Here is a 23,451-nt window from a genome sequence, read left to right as displayed (position 1 = left end):
GGTGGAGCGCCATTGGAAATAGTCAAAGATTACATTAAAGAGCAGTCAGGCGGAAAAGAATGATTGTCTACTGCGCTCCGCTCCGCAGACCGCAATAATCCCCACCGTACAGACGGATGGGGTTTTCCGCGAATCCTGATAAATTTGATAATGCTCCTGTTACGTAGCAGGTATTTCAGGGCTGAAGATAAGGACTAAAGCTCTAAGCTATACAGGATAAGCACTACAAATTTTAAAGCTATTGAACAGTGAAGGTATTGGGAATCAATTAGTATTCCCCAGCAGAGCCAGGGAAGGAGAAAATATTAACATTAACTCGCTGCTAAATTGCCCCAACTTACATAAGGTAATTTTGCAGCTGTTGCCCGAACTTTGTCAGCATTGGCCACCAACTGACCGCAAGCGTCCCAAGTCCCAGAAATGAATGTGCTTCTAGTACCTTCACCGATCGCAATTGGGGCGGTGTAATCACCAATTTGCACTTGCAAGGTTTCCAGATTGACTTTCACACCTGCTTGGGGATTAGTTGCAACTAAATCTTGTAGTTGTTTAACAGTGACAGCATCGGCTGTCAGACAAGGTATGCCCATTGCCACACAGTTACCAAAAAAGATTTCTGCGAAGCTTTCACCGATTAAAGCTTGGATTCCCCATTTTGCGATCGCTTGGGGTGCGTGTTCCCGTGATGAACCACAGCCAAAATTTCTATTGACTATTAAAATATTCGCCCCTTGGTATTGGGGTTGGTCAAAGGGATGTTCGCCTTTAAGTGCTGTCCGGTCATCAATAAACACACCTTCGCCTAACCCATCAAAGGTAACGGCTTTCAAATATCGCGCGGGAATGATGCGATCGGTATCTATATCATTGCCCACTAAGGGTATACCGCGTCCTGAAACTGTTTTAACTTCACTCACCATAATTTTATATCTATTCTTTCAATGACAGACTGTTGAAAAAGGGACTGGGGACTGGGGACTAGGGATTAGGGAAGATCGGGGGGTCGGGAATAGATAAACTTTCAATTACCAATCCCCAATTCCCAGTCCCTAGTCCCCAGTCCCCAAAATTACAACAACTCACGCACATCAGAGACTTCGCCTTTAATAGCAGCAGTGGCGACCATCGCCGGACTCATTAACAATGTCCGGCCAGAAGAGGAACCTTGTCTTCCTTTAAAGTTGCGGTTAGAAGAAGAGGCACTGATTTGTCTTCCTTGTAATTTATCGGGGTTCATTGCCAAGCACATGGAACATCCGGGTTCACGCCATTCAAATCCGGCTTCCTGAAAGATTTTATCCAGTCCTTCAGCTTCTGCCTCTTCCTTCACTCTTTCAGAACCGGGGACAACGAAAGCTTTAATTCCCTCTGCAACGTGGCGACCTTTGGCGATTTTTGCAGCTTCCCGTAAATCACTAATTCTGCCGTTGGTGCAACTACCAATAAAGCAGACATCTATTTTGGTACCTTTGATGGGTTGACCAGGATATAAATCCATGTATCGGTAAGCTTCTTCGGCAATAAATCGGTCTTCTTCCAGCAGTTCTTCCGGCTGAGGCACTGACTGGTTGATACCGATACCTTGACCAGGAGTAATCCCCCAAGTAACAGTAGGAGAAATTTCCGCAGCGTCAAATACAACTACATCATCATACTCGGCATCAACATCGCTCTTGATGGAATCCCACCAAGCCAATGCTTTATCCCAATCTGCATCAATGGGTGCAAAATCTCTACCCTTGAGGTAATCATAGGTGACTCGATCGGGATTAATATAGCCGCATCTAGCACCCCCCTCGATCGCCATATTGCAGACAGTCATCCTCTCTTCCATGTTCATTTGCTCAAATGTCGTACCTGCAAATTCGTAAGCATAGCCCACGCCGCCTTTTACGCCGAGGGTGCGGATGATATGTAGGATGACATCTTTGGCATAAACTCCTGGGTTTAGACTGCCATTAACTTCAATTTTTTTTACTTTCAGTTTCGAGAGTGCAAGAGTTTGAGCAGCGAGAACATCCCGAACTTGGCTAGTACCAATCCCAAATGCGATCGCACCAAATGCCCCATGACTGGAAGTATGGCTATCTCCACAAGCGATCGTCATTCCTGGTTGAGTCAGTCCCAGTTCTGGAGCGATCACATGAACGATACCCTGACTACCAGAACCAATATTATAAAAGGTAATGTTATTTTCTCGGCAATTTTGCTCAAGTGCTTGAATCATTTCCTCTGCCATACCATCAGCAAAGGGACGTGCCTGATTTTCTGTCGGCACAATATGATCGACTGTAGCAACGGTACGCTCTGGAAATAGTACTTTTAGTCCCCTCTCGCGTAACATAGCAAAAGCCTGGGGACTGGTGACTTCATGAACTAAGTGAAGCCCGATAAATAGTTGCGTCAGCCCTGAGGGAAGTGTACCAACGGTGTGTAAGTCCCAAACTTTATCAAACAGGGTACCTTTGCTCATACGTCAATCAATATTTAAAGAGTCCGGTCTTAAATAGTATCAAAAAAGAGTCTAAGTTTTTCCCCGCCCTTCATATTAGTTACATCTTTACACTCATATTTCTCTGTGCCCTCAGCCTCTCTGCGGTTTTATTCTTCCTTAACAAACCGCAGAGGCGTTGAGAATTCCCAATATATCCCAAGCTTTTACCAATGCGACTAGCAAGAGCTTTTTCTGACTTGATACGAAAAGAACGTTAATAACTTTTCATTGCCCGTTGAATGTCACGCTGATCTTCTCGTCGTTTCAGGTCTTCTCGCTTATCGTGGAGCTTTTTACCTTTGCCAAGGGCTATACTCACTTTTACCCAGCCGCGTTTGAGATACATTTTCAAAGGGATTAAAGTTAACCCTTGCTGTTCTACTTTGCCAATTAGCTTGCGGAGTTCTTGACGATGCAACAACAGCTTGCGTGTCCGCCGTGGTTCGTGATTAAAATATTGTCCGCTGGCGTTATAAGGCGAGATATGAATATTGATCAGCCATGCTTCGCCATTGCGAAGTAAAGCATAGCCATCTTGGAGATTGACTTTACCTGCACGAATTGACTTCACCTCGGTTCCTGTCAACTCAATTCCGGCTTCGTAAGTTTCCAGAATTTCATACAAATAACGGGCTTGACGGTTGTCAGCAATAACTTTGTAACCTTCGTTCTTGTCGCTCATTGATAATTTTGTGCGCTTTAAATGTACCTAAAAAATTATTTGGATTGTCTTGCGAATTATAGGGTATTCATTATAACCGCTATAAATATTGAACTGGATATCACTAATTTAGCTTTTCTAAGTTCATAATTAAGAGTTTTCTGGTAACTTTAAGCTACCAGATATGGATTAAATCTGAGGTTTACCCAGAATTTGGAGGATTTTGTCTCAAGTTTCCCAAAAAGTGAGTAAGTAAATCGGCGTAGATAATTAAAGGTTTGTAGTGTACCTTTGTGGGTATATTGCTATGAGATGCTACTCTTCTCTAGAAAATTATTTCAATTATGGTTATTTAACTTATATTTTGGTAAATTACTGATAATATTAATAATAATTTATACTATAATAAGAATCTACTTTGCCTGATTAATGAGTTATTACAAATTAAAAAGCTCTCTATGCCTCCTAAGCAGAGTGAGTCAAAGGCAGTTACACTCCGTTAACCTTCCTAAAGATTTAAGATTCTCTCTATAAATCAACCCTAAAGTCAGTCATTAGCTGGTAATCCTGTCATAGTATGAGACATAAGAACACTATTCTTACCAGTGTTCGCTGATGAAGCGCGTAGAAGCAAATTTCTGAGTAAAAAAATGCTAGGGGTGTATTGTCCATGCCCTTGACGATCCTTGTAGTGGATGATGATTTGGGCACTCGTCTGTCTGTTAGCGACTATCTTGAACTGTCTGGCTACTGTGTGATCACGGCTAATGACGGTCAAGAGGCTTTGTTTATGGTGGATGAGTATAATCCTGATTTGATTGTCACGGATATTATAATGCCACAGATGAATGGCTACGAACTGGTGCGTCGGGTGCGTCAACAACCAGTGTTTCGGTTATTGCCTGTAATTTTATTAACAGCCCGAACTAAGACCCAGGAAAGAATTTTGGGCTACCAATCAGGGTGCGATTTATACTTACCCAAGCCTTTTGAACTGGAAGAATTAGCAGCAGCAATTCGCAATCTTTTGGAGCGATCGCAAATCATTCAATCGGAGTATCGCTTTTCTCATAAAGAGAGTTTGGGCATTTCCGCCTCGACAAAAGCGGCGGATGCCCATAATTCTCTGTCTACTCAAATTCAGAAATCCCATCTGCACTCATCCCTAACTCATAGAGAACAAGAAGTCTTAGAGTTATTGACTCATGGTCTGTCTAATGCCGATATGGGTCATCAGTTACACCTGAGTCCTCGTACAGTGGAAAAGTACGTTAGCAGTTTATTAAGAAAAACCTCAACCAGCAACCGAGCAGAATTAGTGCGTTTTGCCATGAAGCATGGTTTGGTGGAATAAAAAAGTGAGGAGTTCGGAATTAAAACTCATAACTCTTCACTTTTAATTTTTGTGAGCAGACCTTCACAAGCATCAATCAGTAAATCAATAACCTGATTAAATCCGTCTTGACCACCGTAATAAGGATCTGGAACTTCCTTTAGAGTGTGTCGAGAGCAAAACTCGCACATCAAACGCACTTTATGCTGATATTGCTGAGTGCGATCGAGAGTTAGGATATTATCATAATTTTCTCGATCCATCGCCAAAATTAAATCAAAGTCTTGAAAGTCTGACTTTTGAAACTGGCGTGCTTGACCACGCAGTTTAATTCCCAACTTTGTAGCCGCCGCAGCACTCATGCGTCTGTCAGGTGGGCTACCAACGTGATAACTAGATGTACCAGCCGAATCACAGAGGATGCTTTCGCTCAAGTCAGCCTGCTCAATTAGATGATTCATAATGTTTTCTGCCGATGGCGATCGGCAGATGTTACCTAAGCAGACAAACAGCAACTTGTAAGGCATAGATATTTTTTGTCCTTTGTCAATAGTCCTTTGACCAATGACCAATGACTAATGACCAATGACTAAAATCCAGGTAACTCCAACCCACTGGTTAATTCTTCCATGCGTTCCCGCATTGTTGCTGTGGACTTGTTGTAGGCTTCTTTCATTGCCACTGTCACGAGATCGGAAAGTACTTCTGCACCTTCCCCTAGAGCATCTGGAGAAATTTCTACCCGTTTGGGTTCTTGGTTCCCACTGACAATCACCTTCACCAGACCACCGCCAGATTCTCCTAGAATCTCCATTTGCTCCAATTCTTCTTGGAGTCGCTTTGCACCTTCTTGAACTTGCTGTGCTTTCTTAAAAGCTTCGGCCAGTTCCTTCATTTTTCCTAAGCCAAAGCCGAATCCTTGTCCTTTACCTGTCATAATTATTTGTACGCGTGTGCGTTGAATAACAAATCAAATTCAATTATAGATGCGGTAAGCAATTTGCCTCTTTTTTTACCAATAATTAATGCATCAGGAATTGGGCATTGGGCATTGGGCATTGGTTATCAATTCTTCGTTACAGCATCATCTTTACTATTCCCCATTCCCCATTCCCTATCCACAAGCACCTTGAAACTCTCCGAGCATTTTGACTTCTGGCTCTAAATTAATAGACCAACGTTCTTGTACCTGATGTTGAATGTGGCGAATAAGACAGAAGATGTCACTAGCTTTTGCCCCACCCCGATTAACGATGAAATTAGCATGGAGTAGTGCTACTTGCGCTCCACCAATTTGGTAGCCTTTGAGGCCAGTTTGTTCAATTAACCAGCCAGCACTGTAAGGTTTGGGATTGCGGAACACACTCCCACAACTGGGGAAGTTGTATGGTTGGGTACTTAACCGATGCTTTTTGTGTTCTTTGGTGATTGCCACAACTTTTGCTGGGTCTGCACCTGGCGCGAGTTGTAAGGTGGCTTGGGTGACTATGCGATCGCCACCTTGCAATAATGAAGTCCGGTAGTTATAACCTAACTGTTCCGGGGTAAGAGTCTCCAGCGTCCCATCGGGTGAAAGTACCTCGGCACTAACTAACATATCTGCGATACAGCTATTATGTGCCCCTGCATTCATCACCACAGCACCACCGGCTGTTCCGGGGATACCAACAGCCCACTCCAATCCTTGCCACCCTAATTCTGCTGCCGCCCATGCCAAGCTAGGAATTGATTCTCCGGCAGCAACGGTTAATTGACCGGTTTGGGGGTCGAAGTTGTTGAAGCGGAGATGACGAGTCGCAATGACTAAGCCTGATATACCACCATCGCTTACCAGGAGGTTAGAACCGGCTCCCAGTGTTGTCACCTTTAAATCACGTTCTTTTGCGTATTTCAGACTGGCTTGCAGTGCTTCTAAGTTTCGGGGAGCAACATACAAATCAGCTGCTCCTCCAACCCTATAGGAAGTAAACGCTGACAAGCAAGCCTGGGACTTGATCGCACAATCAGTATTTGGTAAGTAAATTACTTCACTATCCACCGAATTAGCCGTTTGATGTTTCTTTGTATTCAAAGCAGAAACTGTGCAGACGTTTCCAACTGCCTGGGAAATGGTCATCTTTACTTTGTATGGGTAAAATTTTTACAATTAATTTACCGCAAAGATACGGTAATAGAATTCACAAACGGAACCGTTGCTAGACGGGCGCTTTGCTCAGAAATGAAGTCTTTGCAAAGTCTCCACTTAAGATGTGGCTTTAGCTGGTTCGCAAAGTGCGGTAATTATTTCAGGAATCACCTGATTCAAGTTTCCAGCCCCTAAAAACAGCGCTAAGTCTCCTGGGCGTAATGTTTTTAATAAGTACTCATGCACTGAGGGTAAAGTTGGTTGATAAACTACCTGCGAATGGTGTTTAGCAATTTCTGCCGCTAAATCTTCACCAGTAATTTGCCCTAAATTGGGTTCGCCTGCACTGTAAATATCAGTCAGCACAACCAAATCAGCATGGGTAAAGGACTCGGAAAATTCTTTTAAAAAGGTCAGTGTCCGACTATAGCGATGGGGCTGGAAGATCGCAACCACTCTTTGCCCTGGTCTTGCCTGTAAACGGGCTGCGGCGAGAGTAACGCGAATTTCACTAGGATGATGAGCATAGTCATCAATGAAGGTAATACCATCAACTTCACCCCGGAGTTCAAAGCGTCGTCTTGCTCCTTCAAAGGTGGCGATACCTTTAGCGATCGCTCCAAATTCTAAGCCCAAAACGCGACCAACAGCAACTGCTGCCAGAGCATTGCTGAGATTATGCCGACTGAGCAGCCGCAACTTTAACACGCCCAAGGCTTTGCCTTTTTCCCAAACTAGAGCGGTGGTGCCATCAGCCCGATAATCAATATTCGTGACGGTGTAGTCAGCGTCAGTATCTGAGTGTAAACTGTAGCTGATTGTGGGTTGTAAGCGATCGCGCACTGTTGCACAGTCAATACTACCGATTAAAGTTTTGCAACCCTTAGCAAATGTCTGGAAGGTGTCAATGACTTCTTCTAATGTATCGTAATGGTCAGGATGATCGAGTTCAATGTTGGTGATGATGCCAATTTCTGGAGCGTGTTTTACCAAAGAACCATCAGATTCATCTGCTTCAGCTACCAAATATTTGCTTTCTCCCAATCGAGCATTACCTTCCCAAGCATTGACTTCGCCACCAACTAAAATCGTTGGGTCTAGACCTGCTTCCAGCAGCATATAACCAATCATGCTACTAGTTGTAGTTTTGCCGTGTGTTCCTGCTACTGCAATACTGTAGTAATCGGCAATTAAGGCGGCTAGTACATCTGAACGATGCAAAACTGGGCAACCTAATTCTAGCGCTGCTTTGTATTCTAAATTATTAGTGTTAATTGCTGTTGAACAAATGACTTGAGGTAGTTTTGACTTAGTATCAGCAGTTAATTGTTCTTGTGAATTTAATACTTGAGGGCGAAAGAATTCGAGATTGCTTGCCTCTTGTCTACCAAAAATATGAGCGCCGATAGATTCCAATTTGTGCGTAATATGGTTTGGACGAAGATCCGAACCTGATACTGGAAATTGACGCTTGGCGAGAACGTATGCCAGAGCAGACATACCTATGCCGCCGATGCCAATAAAATGAAATGGTCTACCACTAAAATCTACAGAATTAGTCATTTATTGCTCCTCTTACACCACACCACACCATAATCACAAATGACACGCGTATCATAACAGGAATTTGATTTTTACTGTAACTACTCCTATATCGTGTTTATCTTTAATGGCCAGATGTTCTTTCTACTCTGGTTTTGCGCGTTCAGAATGATTTTACCTTGGTTGGAGGTTTTTACTATTTCTGAACTGTTGTTAAGATTATTCTGAAAATTTTGGCTACATCGGGAAAGAAATTCTTGTAATGTCAAATACATATTTTGTCTACCTTACTGGAATTGGCTACATAATACATTGTTTAGTGAAACTGATTTGAAATTGCATCAAGTTTAGCCGTGAATTGACTACAATAGTACATTGGTAATGAAACTATTTTTCAATTGCATAAAACCCAGGCATAACTGGATGCAAAAACTAGCAATTTTTGGTGGCACATTCGATCCAATTCATTGGGGACACCTGCTCGTAGCCGAGACAGCAATGCAAGAAGTATCCCTTGAAAAGGTAATTTGGGTGCCATCCCTAAGTCCTCCTCACAAAGAAGCAGCTTTGTTTGAGCATCGCGTCAAAATGCTGCAATTAGCCATAGAAGAGAACCCAGCGTTTACTGTCTCACTAGTGGAGGCAAATCGCTCTGGGACTTCTTATGCCATTAACACCCTGATTGACTTATCTGCTTTTTACCCAAATACTCACTGGTACTGGATTGTGGGCTTGGATACTTTCCAAACCTTACCTCGTTGGTACCGTGGACACGAACTAGCACAAATGTGTGATTGGTTAATCGCACCCCGACTGCTAGGTGGTGAGACTATAACTCAAAGCAAATTAATCTGCAAGCAAGTGGAGCAACAACTGAGAGAGCAGTCACACACCATTTACTGGCAACTCTTGAATATACCAATAGTCGGAGTTTCGTCAAGTCTAATTCGCAAATTGTGCCGCGAACGCCAGTCAATTCGTTATTTAGTCCCGGAATCGGTCAGATCATATATCACTAACAACAATTTCTACTCGAACAAATCTGAATAAATTATGTGTTTTTTTATTGATCTAACACTTTATGGTTATAAGTGCCCCCCCCCTTTGCGATATGATTGGGGTCAACGATATCAACATATAAGCATAAATACAGAGGGCAAGACACTGTGATTAGAGTTGCAATCAACGGTTTCGGGCGGATTGGACGTAACTTTGCGCGTTGCTGGGTGGGTAGAGAGAATAGCCAAATCGATCTTGTCGCTATTAATGACACGTCAGACCCTAGAACCAATGCTCACCTGCTGAAGTATGATTCGATGCTAGGCAAGATCAAAGGTGCTGAGATTAGTGCCGATGATAACTCTATCATCGTGAACGGTAAGACCATTAAATGCGTATCCGATCGCAACCCAGAAAAGTTGCCCTGGAGAGATTGGGGAATTGACCTAATTATCGAAGCAACAGGCGTATTTACTAGCAAAGAAGGAGCGCTGAAGCATGTGAATGCTGGAGCCAAGAAAGTTCTGATTACCGCTCCTGGTAAAAACGAGGATGGCACTTTTGTGATTGGTGTGAATCATCATGATTATGACCACAATATACACAACATTATCAGTAACGCTAGCTGTACTACCAACTGCTTGGCACCTATTGCCAAGGTGTTGAACGATAAGTTCGGCATCATTAAAGGTACGATGACCACCACCCACAGCTATACAGGCGACCAGCGTTTGCTAGACGCTTCTCACCGGGATTTGCGACGGGCGAGGGCCGCAGCGATAAACATTGTACCCACCTCTACTGGTGCAGCAAAAGCAGTGGCGCTGGTTATCCCAGAGTTGAAAGGCAAGCTTAATGGCGTTGCCTTGCGCGTACCAACCCCGAACGTCTCAATGGTAGATTTCGTAGTTCAGGTTGAAAAGCGTACTATTACTGAAGAAGTTAACCAAGCTCTCAAAGATGCTGCTGAGGGCCCACTTAAAGGCATTTTGGACTATAGCGAACTAGAACTAGTATCTTCCGATTATCAAGGTTGTGATGCTTCTTCGATTGTCGATGCGAACTTGACTTTTGTGTTGGGTAATGACTTGGTAAAAGTTATGGCGTGGTATGACAACGAGTGGGGTTACAGCCAACGAGTTTTGGATTTGGCAGAATTGGTAGCCGAGAAGTGGCAATAATTAGTCATTAGTCATTGGTCATTGGTCATTGGAAAAATGACAAAGGACTATTGAGCAAAGTGTTGAAATCCCTGGCTAAGGCTCAGAACTTGGTCAGGGAATTTTTTTTGTTCATCGTGCAATAGTACTGTTGATCCTGATGTAATGCTGCCTACGATCGCAGCACCTTGACCAAGATGTTGTACTAATGCTAATGCTGACTCTTGTGGTAAGCAAAGCACTAATTCAAAGTCTTCGCCACCGTATAGAGCATAAGCTAGTGTTTGCTCTGGTGTCAGCCAATCCTCAAAAGGTGCTGGCATGGAAATTTGTCTGCGTTCTAGGACAGCGCCAACACCACTGGCGCGGCAGATTTGAATAATTGCATCTGCCAAACCATCGCTGCTATCCATACCGGCAATGAGGAGTCGAGAGTTAGGAGTTAAGATTTCCCAGAGGATTGGTAACACATCTAATCGTGGCTGTGGGCGTTGGTGTGCGAGGATTAGAGCCATGCGTTCTGCATCTTTGAGGTCTTGTCCTAATTCGGGGTGTAAGAGCAGTTCTAAGCCAGCGTGGGAAGCTCCATGAATGCCTGTAACAACGATCGCATCTCCCGCTACAGCAGCAGAACGGCGGATAATTTGACTGGGGTTAACTTGACCAAAAGCGGTAATTGCCAAAGTTGTCACAGGCGATCGCACCACATCACCCCCAACAATTGGGGTATTGTATTTTTGCAGGCATTCTGTCATTCCCTGGTACAATCGCTCAACCCAACTTACCCTAAGTTCACCAGGTAGTCCCAACCCGACAGTGATTCCCAATGGGGAAGCGCCCATTGCTGCTAAATCTGATAAATTGGCAGCAGCAGCTCGCCAACCAGCATCTTCTGGGGAAGTGGTGAGGTTGCTAAAATGTACGCCATCAACCAGCACATCTGTAGTCACTACTAAAGGTTGTCCTGATGCAGTCTCAAGTACTGCTGCATCATCGCCGATAATTTCTGGAGGACAGAAGCGCTGTAATCTTTCTAAAAGTCCTTGTTCGCCAATATCTTTTACTTGTTGAGAAGATAATTCACTATTCACAATCGGTTTTCCGTGTTGCAAAATTACTAAGAAAACTGATGATTTGCTTTACTGTTTAATATAAGGGTATCGTCTAGGAGCCAGTTGGGATGGTAACAACACCAGCAGTTAGGAGAGACGCGATTAATCGCGTCTGTACAAGAAGGAATTCTTTTCTCCCTGCTCCCTGCCCTCTTCTTATGCAGCTTGCGGCTCAACCAGATTATCTATTCCTTGAACGACTTTTGCCGATTCAATTTTGTCACCTGCTTTCAGTTTATCCAAAACTTCTCTGCCTTCGGTGAGATAGCCAAAAACGGCATAACGACCATCCAATAGGTTGCGTCCGGCGGGGGTGAGTTCTGGGTCAAACAAAAAGAAGAAGAATTGTGATGAACCACCATTTACTTCACTTTCGGGACGAGCCATCACGACTGCACCAAAAGCAGAGAAAGGTAGAACTGGCATATCAACGTAACGACCAGCTTCTTCTAGAGTAATACCATAAGTAGGTGCTTTATCACCTTGAACTAAGACTTCTAAAGGAATAGCGCGATATTTGCCCGTCTTGGGATCGATGTAACCCACGTCTTTCCCCGCAGGATCTCCAGTTTGCAGAAAGTAAGATTCTTCAGAACGGGTAAATTCTAAGTTATTATAAAAACCCTTCTGTACCAAATCGACAAAATTACCAGCAGTGATAGGGGCGCTATAACCATCTACTACAACGGTCAAATCGCCTTTGTTGGTTTTGATTTCTACAGTGGCATGACCTTTAAGTTGTGGCAGGTTGCTGTACTGGGCAGGTACTTCAAAGGGGAATTCTTTCACCATTGACTCTTCTATCTGAGTGACGAGATTCAGAAGTTTGCCTCTTTCTTGTAGAATTTGTTCTTTATCTTTGCTGTTCGCCAATTCTTCTAATTTACCCACCCCAGATTTTAACTCGGTAATCCAAGCTTCAGCTTGGGGTTGGCGTTCTGCGGGAACGCTTGTTAAGATTTGGGAGGGTTTATCGAGAATACGGGATGCTTTGCTGATGTCCTTGGAAATAGCACCCCATCGCCGATTTGCTCGCAGTTGGGCTGAGATGTCCTCTAAACTGGCTTGTAGTTGCCGTACAGGTTTGTTATCTATCGGGAGTGCATACCGCAACAAAGCCTTGCCGTCGGTGATTGCGTTGCCGGCTGGCAGCGCGGCACTACTGGAGGGAGTCCACCCAGCTGTAGTTATGCCTAAAAATATTGTTACCAGCAGTATTGCCATTAGGCTGTTCTTCAGCCAGGATTTTAATAAGTTAAGCATGGGATAACTCAAATGCAGCATTAATTTGTTGACTGGACGTAACCCATAAATAATCTTCCCACGTTAAGGGCTGAGTGGATCAGAGGTCTAGGGCAGGGGAACAAATGACAACTAACTAATGACAAATGCCCAATGACGACTCTAGAAGGGTACAATAAATGCCGATTGTCTTCCAAAATTTGAAAGTTTCATGATCTCCAGTAACGACTTTCGACCCGGTGTTTCGATTGTATTAGATGGGTCTGTATGGCGAGTGCTTGAATTCCTACACGTCAAGCCAGGTAAAGGTTCTGCATTTGTCCGAACTAAGTTAAAAAATGTTCAGAGTGGGAACGTGATGGAAAAAACGTTCCGAGCTGGGGAAAGTGTGCCCCAAGCTACTCTAGAAAAAAGCACGATGCAGCATACCTATAAAGAGGGCGATGAGTTCGTCTTTATGGATATGGAAACCTACGAAGAAGGTAGATTGACCCGCGCACAAATTGGCGATCGCGTCAAATACCTGAAGGAAGGTATGGAAGCTGAAGTTATTAAGTGGGGCGACCAGGTGCTGGGAGTAGAATTGCCTAAATCTGTGGTTCTGGAAATTATCCAAACAGATCCAGGTTTAAAAGGTGACACTGCTACCGGTGGCTCAAAACCAGCAACTCTGGAAACTGGTGCAATTGTGATGGTTCCTTTGTTTATTTCTCAAGGAGAACGCATCAAAGTTGATACCCAAGAAGATAAGTATATCAGCAGGGAATAACTTTCATCTCTACGGAGATGCTTGTTCCCGATTGAAATCCCTACATCAGGATTAAATCCCTGCCACACTTAAGATGCTAATTTACGGATAGGTCGAGGTAATAAAAACTGTGCCATTGGACTTTAATGAAATCCGCCAACTATTGGCAACTATCGCACAAACAGATATTGCAGAAGTCACGCTCAAAAGCGATGATTTTGAACTAACAGTCCGTAAGGCTGTAAGCGTCAGCAATCAGATGTTGTCGGTAGGTCAACCGACCTTCGGCGGTGTGGTAGGTTCGGGCTTGGCATCGGGTTCATCTGGAGGAAACCAGACGAACACGAGTCAGGTAACGGAGGTGTCCACATCTCGCGTGTTTGAGAATACTGGTAGTAGCACACAATTGCAGGTATCAGTAAATCCTCCCTCAATCATCGATCAGAGATTAGTAGAAGTGCCTTCCCCAATGGTGGGAACGTTTTATCGCGCTCCTGCACCTGGGGAAGCGGCATTTGTGGAAGTTGGCGATCGCATCCGCAAGGGTCAAACAGTCTGTATCATTGAAGCCATGAAGCTGATGAATGAAATCGAAGCCGAAGTCTCTGGACAGGTGATGGAAATTCTCCTCCAAAATGGTGACGCTGTAGAATATGGTCAACCTTTGATGCGAATTAACCCCGATTAAGTATTAATCTATATATCAAATGAGTCATCCAAAATGAGTCATTGTTAAAACTTCAGTCCTTGCGGGTTAATCCTGATGAAACAAACGTTGCCTTTACCGCCAGAAGTGGTGCAACAAGTAGCTGAATACTTCAGCCTGTTAAGTGAGCCGATGCGCTTGCGGCTGCTCCACTTATTACGGGATGAAGAAAAATGCGTGCAAGAGTTGGTAGAGGCAACACAGACTTCTCAGGCAAATGTGTCAAAACACCTGAAGGTAATGTGGCAAGCAGGTATCCTTAGCCGCCGCAGTGAAGGAACTTGCGCCTATTACCGGGTGGAAGATCAAATGATTTTTGATTTGTGTAATCGGGTTTGCGATCGCCTTGCCACAAGGTTAGAGGAGCAAGCCCGTAATTTTCGTGTATTAAATACTAAACGGTAAGTCAGTTGTCATTTGTCCTTTGTCATTTGTAAAAAACTAATGACCAATGACCAATGACTAATGACTAAAGCTGATAATTTTTATCAAAACTTTCACGAGTTAGTGGCTGTTCTAACTCTAAACCTTCACCACCTAAAACATCTAATGGTTTGCCGTTGACATCAATGTACACCTTGGCTTTGGGATTTAAAGTTGTCGCAGTATAAACAACTTGTCCCACGCGACCCATCATTGATGTGCTACCGCCACCACTGGTAAAATCTTCTGATAAATTAACGTGAACTTCGTTATTTTCTGATTTCAGCCCCAAAAGTTTGGTTCCTTTGGGGATAGTTGTGGAACCAGTCGCTTCTGTTGTTGGCCCTGCTAACAAACTTTGGAAAGCGGCTTCTAAAGGCTGGTTGGCTCGTATAGAAGCGACTTTAACAGGCTGGGGAACTAAAGCAACACTTTTGTCTTTTGGTGTGAGCCAATAAACATTGGGGGTTTTTTCATTAGCAACTGGCTGCCTAGTTGATGGCTGTGCTGGTTGAACGATGCGCTCAGAGGGGTTTGGCGGTGTGGGAGTATTGCTGGAGTGGGAAGTAAACCAAGCCACACCGCCACCCACCGCTACAACCACTGCTGAGACGGCGGCAATTGCGCCTGAAGAAATACGATTAGATCCTTGTTGGTCTTTCATGTTCAAAACCTTCCTAACTGAGGGCTGATATGGTAGTTATGTGAGGAGCAGCCTGGTTAACGACGATACTTATAAGTTTAGAGTTTCCACAACCCAGAGGAGACTTACTTTATGCCTCTTAATTCTGCAAGTCCCTAATTCAATTTTAGAATTTTTATTTCTAATCCGTCACCTACCAAATTATGTAAATCTCATTCTTTCTGGAGATGATTGAAGATTAAATTTACAACGCAGAGGATAACGCAAAGGAACGCGGAGTATTTCTCACAAAAGTCCTGAGTGCTTAGTGAAGAACCCTCTGCGAACCTCTGCCTAAACCTTTGCGCCCCTACCCTGCGGGAAAGCGTTCGCGTAGCGTCTCGTAGAGAAGCGCCTATGCGTTTAATCTTTACCCTTTATTGCTTCCGTAATCCACTGTTTGAGTGTCGCTGTAACTTCATCAATGACAATTTCTTGAGATTTACGGGTGGCTCTTTCTACAACTTCGACTTTGCCATTAGCGATCGCTCGTCCGGTTACAATTCTATAAGGTATACCAATCAAGTCCGCATCTTTAAATTTCACTCCCGCCCGTTCATCGCGGTCATCTAGTAAGGTTTCAATTCCCGCTTGATTGAGTTGGGTGTAAAGTTTTTGGGCGATTTCGACTTGTTGAGCATCCTTAATGTTAGGAATTGTGACGATCGCGTGGTAGGGTGCGATCGCAACTGGCCAAATAATCCCATCTTTGTCGTAAGATTGCTCTACGGCAGCTTGTGCTAACCGCGACACACCCACACCAAAACAACCCATAAATAGCGGCTTTTCTTCACCCTGTTCATTGGTATAAGTTGCACCCATTGCTTGGGAATATTTAGTACCTAATTGGAAGATGTGACCGGCTTCAATTCCACGGGCGCTTTGTAAGGTTTGTTCTGGGTTATGGATGGCGCGATCGCCTGGTCTTGCCTTACGAATATCTACTATTCGTTCTGGTGACTTAAATTGCTCGCCCCAATTAGCACCAACTACGTGATAACCAGCTTCATTCGCGCCTGTAACAAAGTTTTTTAAATCAACGGCTGTTCGATCCACCAAGCGTAAAAACTTAGGATGAATCTGTTTATTGGCGGTAATATACTCATCTCCAATATCTGGCGCAATGTAGCCTAAAGGTAGAGATTTCGCTGTCCATGCTTGCTGGGCTTCTACATTTGGTACATTCAAACTAATAATAGTTTTAGCGCCATACTCAGAAGCTAATTTAGTCAATTCATTTTGCAACTTGACTTCATTAACTTCCCGATCGCCTCGAATGCTTACCAAAACTAACACCGTTGTACCATTATCATAAACTGTCTGATAAAGGACATTTTTCACCAATTGAGTTGAAGAACAGTTGAGAAGTTGACAGACCTTTTCAATCGTTTCTGTTCCAGGTGTATCCCGTTTTTCGTAGGTTGTAAACCGTGAAGTTTCCGCGTCAATTGGTAAAGAAACGGCCTTTTCTACGTTAGCGGCGTATTTACCATCCTCAGTGTAGAGAACTTCATCTTCACCAGCTTCCGCCAAAATCATAAATTCTGTGGAACCTGAACCACCAATTGCACCAGAATCAGCTTCCACTGCCCGAAAAGCTAAACCAGAACGCCGTAGGATATTGCTGTACGCTTTATACATATCCTGGTAAGTTTCTTTGAGGCTGGCTTCATCGGTATGAAAGGAATAGCCGTCCTTCATGATAAATTCTCGTCCGCGCATCAAACCAAAGCGGGGGCGAATTTCATCGCGGAACTTAGTTTGAATTTGGTAGAGATGTAGCGGTAACTGCCGATAAGAGCGAATCATATCACGAGCGATCGCTGTGATTACTTCCTCATGAGTTGGGCCTAATCCTAATTGTTGCTCGCGGCGGTCAATTAGGGAAAACATAATCCCTTCAGCTTTGGTGTAAGTGTCCCAGCGTCCCGATTCCTTCCATAATTCCGCAGGTTGTAATTGCGGTAGAAGACATTCTTGTGCGCCTGTAGCGTTCATTTCTTCCCGCACAATTTGGGAAACTTTTTGCAGTACCCGCCACATTAGCGGCAAATAAGCATAAAGACCACTACCGATGCGACGAATGTAGCCTGCACGGAGTAATAATTTATGGCTGGGAATCTCAGCATCAGCTGGATCGTCCCGGAGTGTAACGAATAACATTTGTGACAGTCGCATCGTTTATAGCCTTTATTCGATCGCTAATTTCTATGTCAACTAAAGTATGAAGTATTAAGGATGAAGTACAAAGTATACAGTGTTATTTCTTTTTCATTTTTATTTATAGCTATCCGCCTTTTTTGATCGCAACTTTAGGAGAAAATTACCTTGGCAGATGTAATTTATCAAGCACAAGCACCCTTAGAATTTATTCCTCCGGCGTTTAACCCCTTATTTTTACGATTCGTCCATCTGTTGCTACCCAGTTGGATAAGATGGCAAACACCCATTACCCAAATTGAAGCAGATAACGTAGAAGTTCTGGTGGATCTCTATCGCCAGTTTCAGGAGGGTAAGATCCGTTTTATGCTGGCATTTCGCCATCCGAAAACAGACGATCCATTTTGTTTGGCCTATTTGCTGTCTCAACTTGTACCCAAGGTAGCGCGATCGCAGGACACAACACTACAACTTCCAATTCACGCTCATTTTATCTACGATCGCGGCATTCCTCTATGGGCAGGTTCCTACGTAGGCTGGATTGCGTCTCATTTAGGTGGAACTCCGATTCAGCGAGGTAAGGCTGACTGGACAGGTTTACGTTCGGCGCGTGACTTGTTTGCCAATGGCAAATTCCCGATGGCTGCTGCGCCGGAGGGTGCAACCAATGGTTTATCAGAGAATATCAGCCCTTTGGAACCCGGTATTGCCCAATTAGGCTTTTGGTGTGCTGAAGACTTGCACAAAGCCGAACGCCCCGAACAGGTTCTAATTGTACCAGTTGGGATTAAATATAGTTACGTTGATGCTCCTTGGGATGCGATCGCAAATCTTCTAAGTGAATTGGAAGCGGCTAGTGGTTTACCTGTGAATTCAGCAGAAAATGCTTCGATAGAGTCGCTTTATCCTCGCCTATTGACTTTGGCAGAACATTTACTTTTGCTAATGGAAGAATTTTACACGCGTTTTTATCATCAAAAACTGCCAGATCCTAACATTGTCAATGGGCAAATTCCAGATAGGAATGAAGCGTTAGCAGTTCGTTTACAAGCTTTATTGAATGCAGCGTTGTTAATATCAGAGCAGCATTTTGATTTGCAGTCAAAAGGTAATTTAAGTGACCGTTGTCGGCGAGTTGAACAAGCTGGCTGGAATTATATATTTAGAGAAGAATTTAAGGATGTAAAAGGAGTATCTGCCGTCGAAAGAGCTTTAGGCGATCGCGTTGCAGAAGAAGCGAATGCGCGGATGTGGCACATGCGTTTAGTAGAAAGTTTTGTGGCAGTTTCTGGTAATTATATTCGTGAAAACCCGACGGTAGAAAGGTTTGCCGAGACAACTTTAATTTTATGGCAAATGATTGCTAAAATCAAAGGCGATAAAGGTATACAGCGTCCACAATTGGGTAAGCAAAAGGTAAAAATTACTGTGGGTGAACCGATATCTATTTCTGAGCGTTACCCAGCGTATAAAGAAAATCGCTTGGCTGCTAGACAAGCTGTTGCTGATGTTACTAATGATTTGCAACATGCGTTGCAAGGATTAATTTGATTAGGAGGGTTGCACCTTTAACTAGGAACCAGAATAAAGGTGTCAAGTCGCTTCGCTCCAATTAAAAATTAAAAATTATTAATTAAAAGTTGGGCGCTGCTGAATCATGGGATGATTTCGCCCCTTGGCTCCCTGACTTCCTTAACTTGCAAGAGGGCAATCTAAATACCCAAGTGTTCATCCAAACCCGATATTACTTTCTAAACGTAGATCAATGCAGATAAAGAAGTTCTAGCGATCGCGACTTTAGATGCCCTGTACGGAGATCCTAGCGGGATATGGTTTATTAAGCTTGCACAAACTCAAAAGTTTTGCAAAACTGTCTAAATAAATGGGTGCAGAAAATCGTAGGCTACTAGACCCGCTTGGCTTTGATCTTATTTAACCTTTCATCCAATGGGTTAGATAAAAGCAATTTTAACTGAATATGTCATTTATTATTTGAGTTTTATAAAATTACCGTTAAGTTATCCAAATTATATTTTCAGAAAAATCACGCTTTTCTATTTTTGTAATTCCAATTACAAATAGAGAAGTCCAGGAAATTGTGATTCTCTAAATCAAGTTATAAATAATGAAAACTCAAAACTTATTCAATTTACTGAAGATTGGTGTTGCTACTTTTGGAATCTTCTTTGTGGCTGGTCAAGGAGCCTATGCTTCCGACTTAAAGGGAACAGCATTTAGCATATCTTTAGAGTGTATGAATGACACTACTGGTCTTCTCATGGGTCAAAACTCCACCGATGCTAATGGCTGGCAGTATGCATTCGATTCAAACAAAGATGGGATGAATGGGAATTACTGGGTTGGTGCAGCGCCAGGTTCAGTCAATCCCTACGATATCTCTGGTATGGCTATTAAAGAAACTGCTACCAGCATAATTGTTGCAATCAATGGCAATATGAAGTTAACAGGAGAAGCTGAAGGGGGTGCTGCTGGCGGTCAGATTGGATATGGCGATTTATTCTTCAATATGGCCGGTAAGACCTTTGACAATGCTATGAGCAGTGGGGATTTGTTTGGTATTCATTTCGCTTCAGCGAATGCTTCAGGAGTACAACAACTAGGTGTTTATAGTGGTGTTCAGGCAAAGACAGTTACTAATATCAAAGAAGGCTACACTGTTGCTACATACGGTGGTTTAGCAGGAGGAGGGAATTCTTACGAAAGTCAGGTAAAACAAGGTGGTGGTACTGTCGGTTATGGTGATTTGACCAGTAGTTACTTTACCAATAACGGCAAGGACAATACATTTAATCTTAATGTCATCAACTCTGGAAATTATCTGAGTGGAATCTCGTTCCTAGCACAGGGTAATGTAACGCAGCAGTTGCTAACCACTGGCTATAATGCCACCAAATTTAATGGCACACAAACCATTGCATTTGAATTCAAGAAATCTGGTGTTGTCCAATCGACTCCTGAGCCTGCTAGTCTCGCTGGTTTAGGAATTGTTGGTCTGGCTTTGGCTGGTAGCAAGCGACGCAAGAAATTAGCGTAGCAATTGGGTGGGGACTATTTGCAATAAGGCTTAATTTATCTTCAGTGAGTAATGGCATTTTGGATAAAGCTTAAGTGAAAAGTATCCCCAACTGTGTAGATGTAGCCATTAAATATTAAATAAATAAATAAAGTTAAATGCCTTTGCTTTTTAGTCAGGGCATTTCTTTTTTTTGACACCATTATATAGGGTAATATAGCGCGTCTACTCACGACAATAAAGTTGAGCGATCGCGTTTTATCTCCTAACCTGGAAATACCTTAGATAAATCCACAACTAAATCAGGGAGGCAGGGCAGATTAACTAATTCATTTGGCAGATAAATCAACTTGCGACGATAACCAAATTTACCTTGTAAACCTTGATAAGGTTCGCTGTAGCACTCCAGATAATTATCTACTAAATTAAATATCCAATAATCAGAGATATTTGCTTCTGCATAAATAGGTAGCTTTTCCTCTTGGTCATATTTTAAGGATGAATCAGCAATCTCAATTAAGAGTAGAATATCAGATGGGCTGGGATGATTTGCTAGATAGTCATCATCTCTATTTCTTGTAATTACTCTATCTGGTTCAGCCTCACTGTTGTTAGACAAAGTAATTGGCTGTTGTCCTCGCAGGGTTGCGCGATCGCCTACTAGCTTATATAATTCTCGCTCTAGGCGTGTTTCGCAAACAGAGTGCGGTGTACCTTTAGCTGCCATCTGGATTATTTCACCCTTAATTATCTCAACTCGGTCATTCTCCTCAAAGAAGCCGAGTTCAGCTAGACGGTGATATTCAGCTACAGTAAAGCGTTTAGCAGTGGTAAGGCTCATAACAACTACGAGAATGCAGAGTTATTTTTATCTTAATATAGCTGTAGCTAATTAAAGTGATGTGATAGAAGATAATGAGGTGTCTGGGTATTCTTCTTTATCACCTTCTGTAGTTGCTTCGATAGTTACACCCTTCCGAAGAAAGTTGAAATACTGTTTATGAACCGTTTTTAATTCCTCTATTGATTCTTGAAAAAATAATTTAATAGCAGATAGCTGGTCTTTTTCAGATAAAAATTCTTGTAGGCTTTTTCGATAAAATATAGCTGACCATGCTGGCAAAATAGTTAAGTTCTCTGGAGTCCATATATTGGGTTTATCGTTAATTACGTTCTGCATGGATTTAATAGTTTTTGGGCGTTCGACAAAACCAGGAGAAACCTCCAAAAATATCCCGATATATGGATAATCATTTAAATTATCTGGATTTAAATTGAAGTATCCAAGACCACACCATAAATCCCCTCTTCTGTTAGATAAACTAGTACCTATTATATATCTATTTTTAGATTTCCATTGATACAAACCATCTATTTCGTGTTTATTTATACCAGCGAAAGATTCCTTGAGTTCTTTTTTAACTTCTTCACTAATGGTTGATTCCATAAGCTTGAAAGTTTTGTTAAAGTTCACCATTGTCAATAAGTCAACTGATGAAAATTGATTTGTGTAAGACATTCTGTTATTCCTCATGAAAGTTAATATTTCTTGGGTTAAGATATCAGACGCGCGTTCTTTCAAGAAGCTATAAAACTGATACCACCTCAGTTGGAAGAAATTAATCTTGGGTGATAACTTAAGGCAATACTCTTTGATTGTCGGTTTTGGATCACAATCATATTGTTTGATTTCTTCTTTTGGGTCATAATCACGGGTGATGTAAATTAAAATTCGATGTCTAACATTTGGTAAATTACTCAAAATCTCAGCATATTTTTTTAAAGCATTATTTCCATCCTTCGCGCCAATTTTTGATTCAATAAATATTACATCTGTATTTAAACCAGTTGAAAGTTCAACCACAATATCAAGCCTACTATCCTCAGTATGGCTCGCCAATGCTTGATGTTCTTGTTGGGTTGAAATCTTGATGCTGGAATAATTATCATCACTAATGATTGAGTGATGTTTTAGCCAATCAATTAAAATATCCTTATTCAAGGATAAAAAATAAGCAACAATCTCAGTAAAAAAATCTTCACGCGGTTTTTTTCCTGAATGCAGATTGAGTAAATTCGTGAACAAAGACATTTATTTTTAAGTATTTAAGGTAATTCCAAAAAAGTTACACACAATAATTAAGGTTGTAATCCTGATGGAACAAGACTACTGGAAATTTTTATAAGTTCTGTTTGTATTCGATATTACGAGCGTTGCAGCAGTTATAACTTAGCCGATCGCAGTTTGACAAGATTACTGTATGATACTTACGACAAATAGGGGTAAAATTTTTACCCCTACAAAGTTATGTATTTTTTTAAGAAAAGCTAGAGAAGGTTACTACTATTGAGTTAAATGACTTTCTAGCAAAGTTGCGATCGCATCAGGATGAATATTCTTGTATTTCTTTTTACCAAGGTGTAAAACACAGTTGGGAGCGCTGCTACAGCATTTTTGGCAACTTGTATGTTCTATGGTAACTTTGTCTAACAAACCGCGATCGCACAAAGTTTTTTCTAACTCTGATAATAACCCTTTACCACCACGTTTCAGACAACCGCCCTTTTGACATACCATAATCCTGGCTTTGGTTTCAGGTGGTAAATCTTGCTTTGGACACCCATTAATTGATGTTACCTGATAGGCTTTAATTTTAATTTCACTTGTACGCGAATCTATCTTACTATAACCACAAACGCGAACTTGCTGACCAGGAACTAAGGATGAACTTAGAGAACGGCGCAACTCTTTAGACAGTTTAATTTCCACATTTCCAGATGGAATTGCCAATTGCAAGTATTTATATTTTCCTGATTCACCACCAACAAAACCTAGTAACTGTCCCTCAAGGTTTAATTCTGATAACGTCAAATGTTTGTCACCCATGATTGATAAAAAGTTATTGGGGATTGGGAATTAGGAATTGGGAATTGGGAATTGGGAATTGGGAATTGGGAATTGGGAATTGGGAATTGGAAATTGGAAATTGGAAATTGGGAAAGTATTGCTAAATATTTATCCCAGTCCCC

At 42.4% G+C, this 23,451-nt stretch carries 22 protein-coding genes; 8 read left to right on the top strand and 14 right to left on the bottom strand.

Annotated elements, in window-relative coordinates; translation table 11 throughout:
- Positions 1-311: 311 nt before the first annotated feature.
- The 3 genes from leuD to smpB all read right to left on the bottom strand — a co-directional run bounded on the left by leuD (position 312) and on the right by smpB (position 3,176).
- Complete coding sequence (gene leuD / locus CDG77_RS25875) at positions 312-920, bottom strand: 3-isopropylmalate dehydratase small subunit (RefSeq protein ID WP_094332196.1); 609 nt, start codon at positions 918-920, stop codon at positions 312-314.
- 149 nt (positions 921-1,069) lie between these two features.
- The gene (leuC, locus tag CDG77_RS25870; RefSeq protein WP_094332195.1) at positions 1,070-2,473 is read right to left on the bottom strand and encodes a 3-isopropylmalate dehydratase large subunit; all 1,404 of its coding nucleotides are present in this window, start codon (positions 2,471-2,473) and stop codon (positions 1,070-1,072) included.
- A gap of 235 nt (positions 2,474-2,708) precedes the next feature.
- Entirely contained in the window at positions 2,709-3,176 is a 468-nt protein-coding gene (smpB, locus tag CDG77_RS25865; RefSeq protein WP_094332194.1) for an SsrA-binding protein SmpB, read from the bottom strand.
- Between the two features lie 649 nt (positions 3,177-3,825).
- Between smpB and CDG77_RS25860 the strand changes: the two genes are divergently transcribed.
- Positions 3,826-4,509, top strand: coding sequence for a response regulator transcription factor (locus CDG77_RS25860; protein ID WP_094332193.1), 684 nt, complete (start codon positions 3,826-3,828; stop codon positions 4,507-4,509).
- A gap of 26 nt (positions 4,510-4,535) precedes the next feature.
- On the opposite strand, the gene CDG77_RS25855 is transcribed toward CDG77_RS25860, so the two are convergent.
- The 4 genes from CDG77_RS25855 to murC form a co-directional block, all read right to left on the bottom strand.
- A complete protein-coding gene (locus CDG77_RS25855; RefSeq protein WP_094332192.1) occupies positions 4,536-5,015 on the bottom strand; it encodes a low molecular weight protein-tyrosine-phosphatase in 480 nt (159 codons plus the stop codon).
- A gap of 62 nt (positions 5,016-5,077) precedes the next feature.
- Entirely contained in the window at positions 5,078-5,425 is a 348-nt protein-coding gene (locus tag CDG77_RS25850; protein WP_069070420.1) for a YbaB/EbfC family nucleoid-associated protein, read from the bottom strand.
- 177 nt (positions 5,426-5,602) lie between these two features.
- Positions 5,603-6,604, bottom strand: a complete 1,002-nt coding sequence (gene murB / locus CDG77_RS25845) for a UDP-N-acetylmuramate dehydrogenase (RefSeq protein ID WP_094332191.1) — start codon at positions 6,602-6,604, stop codon at positions 5,603-5,605.
- A 126-nt stretch (positions 6,605-6,730) separates the two neighbouring features.
- The gene (murC, locus tag CDG77_RS25840; RefSeq protein WP_094332190.1) at positions 6,731-8,176 is read right to left on the bottom strand and encodes a UDP-N-acetylmuramate--L-alanine ligase; all 1,446 of its coding nucleotides are present in this window, start codon (positions 8,174-8,176) and stop codon (positions 6,731-6,733) included.
- Positions 8,177-8,578: 402 nt separating this feature from the next.
- On the opposite strand from murC, the gene nadD reads away from it, so the two are divergent.
- Positions 8,579-9,205 carry a nicotinate (nicotinamide) nucleotide adenylyltransferase gene (nadD, locus tag CDG77_RS25835; protein WP_094332189.1) on the top strand — a complete coding sequence of 209 codons (627 nt, stop codon included), beginning with the start codon at positions 8,579-8,581 and terminating at the stop codon, positions 9,203-9,205.
- Positions 9,206-9,321: 116 nt separating this feature from the next.
- Positions 9,322-10,335: a type I glyceraldehyde-3-phosphate dehydrogenase gene (locus CDG77_RS25830; RefSeq protein WP_094332188.1), complete on the top strand. Its 1,014-nt coding sequence runs from the start codon at positions 9,322-9,324 to the stop codon at positions 10,333-10,335.
- A 47-nt stretch (positions 10,336-10,382) separates the two neighbouring features.
- On the opposite strand, the gene thiL is transcribed toward CDG77_RS25830, so the two are convergent.
- Positions 10,383-11,405 carry a thiamine-phosphate kinase gene (gene thiL, locus CDG77_RS25825; protein WP_094332187.1) on the bottom strand — a complete coding sequence of 341 codons (1,023 nt, stop codon included), beginning with the start codon at positions 11,403-11,405 and terminating at the stop codon, positions 10,383-10,385.
- Between the two features lie 177 nt (positions 11,406-11,582).
- Positions 11,583-12,689 carry a peptidylprolyl isomerase gene (locus CDG77_RS25820; protein WP_094332197.1) on the bottom strand — a complete coding sequence of 369 codons (1,107 nt, stop codon included), beginning with the start codon at positions 12,687-12,689 and terminating at the stop codon, positions 11,583-11,585.
- Positions 12,690-12,879: 190 nt separating this feature from the next.
- Between CDG77_RS25820 and efp the strand changes: the two genes are divergently transcribed.
- The 3 genes from efp (at position 12,880) to CDG77_RS25805 (ending at position 14,527) form a co-directional block, all read left to right on the top strand.
- On the top strand, positions 12,880-13,437 hold the full coding sequence (gene efp, locus CDG77_RS25815; RefSeq protein WP_094332186.1) for an elongation factor P: 558 nt from the start codon (positions 12,880-12,882) through the stop codon (positions 13,435-13,437).
- A gap of 109 nt (positions 13,438-13,546) precedes the next feature.
- Positions 13,547-14,104: an acetyl-CoA carboxylase biotin carboxyl carrier protein gene (accB, locus tag CDG77_RS25810; protein ID WP_094332185.1), complete on the top strand. Its 558-nt coding sequence runs from the start codon at positions 13,547-13,549 to the stop codon at positions 14,102-14,104.
- A 75-nt stretch (positions 14,105-14,179) separates the two neighbouring features.
- The gene (locus tag CDG77_RS25805) at positions 14,180-14,527 is read left to right on the top strand and encodes an ArsR/SmtB family transcription factor (RefSeq protein WP_094332184.1); all 348 of its coding nucleotides are present in this window, start codon (positions 14,180-14,182) and stop codon (positions 14,525-14,527) included.
- Positions 14,528-14,591: 64 nt separating this feature from the next.
- Here the strand turns inward: CDG77_RS25805 and CDG77_RS25800 are convergent, their stop codons facing one another.
- Together CDG77_RS25800 and CDG77_RS25795 are read right to left on the bottom strand one after the other, a co-directional pair.
- Positions 14,592-15,209 (bottom strand): GerMN domain-containing protein, encoded by a 618-nt coding sequence (locus CDG77_RS25800; protein WP_094332183.1) that lies wholly within the window; start codon positions 15,207-15,209, stop codon positions 14,592-14,594.
- 381 nt (positions 15,210-15,590) lie between these two features.
- Complete coding sequence (locus CDG77_RS25795; RefSeq protein WP_094332182.1) at positions 15,591-17,405, bottom strand: proline--tRNA ligase; 1,815 nt, start codon at positions 17,403-17,405, stop codon at positions 15,591-15,593.
- Positions 17,406-17,555: 150 nt separating this feature from the next.
- Between CDG77_RS25795 and CDG77_RS25790 the strand changes: the two genes are divergently transcribed.
- Together CDG77_RS25790 and CDG77_RS25785 are read left to right on the top strand one after the other, a co-directional pair.
- Positions 17,556-18,938: a glycerol acyltransferase gene (locus CDG77_RS25790; RefSeq protein WP_094332181.1), complete on the top strand. Its 1,383-nt coding sequence runs from the start codon at positions 17,556-17,558 to the stop codon at positions 18,936-18,938.
- A 574-nt stretch (positions 18,939-19,512) separates the two neighbouring features.
- Positions 19,513-20,442 carry a PEP-CTERM sorting domain-containing protein gene (locus CDG77_RS25785; protein ID WP_094332180.1) on the top strand — a complete coding sequence of 310 codons (930 nt, stop codon included), beginning with the start codon at positions 19,513-19,515 and terminating at the stop codon, positions 20,440-20,442.
- A 244-nt stretch (positions 20,443-20,686) separates the two neighbouring features.
- On the opposite strand, the gene CDG77_RS25780 is transcribed toward CDG77_RS25785, so the two are convergent.
- From CDG77_RS25780 to CDG77_RS25770, 3 genes are all read right to left on the bottom strand, one after another.
- On the bottom strand, positions 20,687-21,262 hold the full coding sequence (locus tag CDG77_RS25780) for a Uma2 family endonuclease (RefSeq protein ID WP_094332179.1): 576 nt from the start codon (positions 21,260-21,262) through the stop codon (positions 20,687-20,689).
- Between the two features lie 51 nt (positions 21,263-21,313).
- Complete coding sequence (locus tag CDG77_RS25775; protein WP_094332178.1) at positions 21,314-22,513, bottom strand: PD-(D/E)XK nuclease family protein; 1,200 nt, start codon at positions 22,511-22,513, stop codon at positions 21,314-21,316.
- Between the two features lie 252 nt (positions 22,514-22,765).
- Positions 22,766-23,308 carry a (2Fe-2S) ferredoxin domain-containing protein gene (locus CDG77_RS25770; protein WP_094332177.1) on the bottom strand — a complete coding sequence of 181 codons (543 nt, stop codon included), beginning with the start codon at positions 23,306-23,308 and terminating at the stop codon, positions 22,766-22,768.
- Positions 23,309-23,451: the final 143 nt, after the last annotated feature.

Origin of the sequence: Nostoc sp. 'Peltigera membranacea cyanobiont' 213 (assembly GCF_002245975.1) — a bacterium.
Classification (GTDB): domain Bacteria; phylum Cyanobacteriota; class Cyanobacteriia; order Cyanobacteriales; family Nostocaceae; genus Nostoc.
The sequence above is the reverse complement of the archived record's forward strand: the minus strand, read 5'-3'. Positions and strand labels throughout refer to the sequence as shown.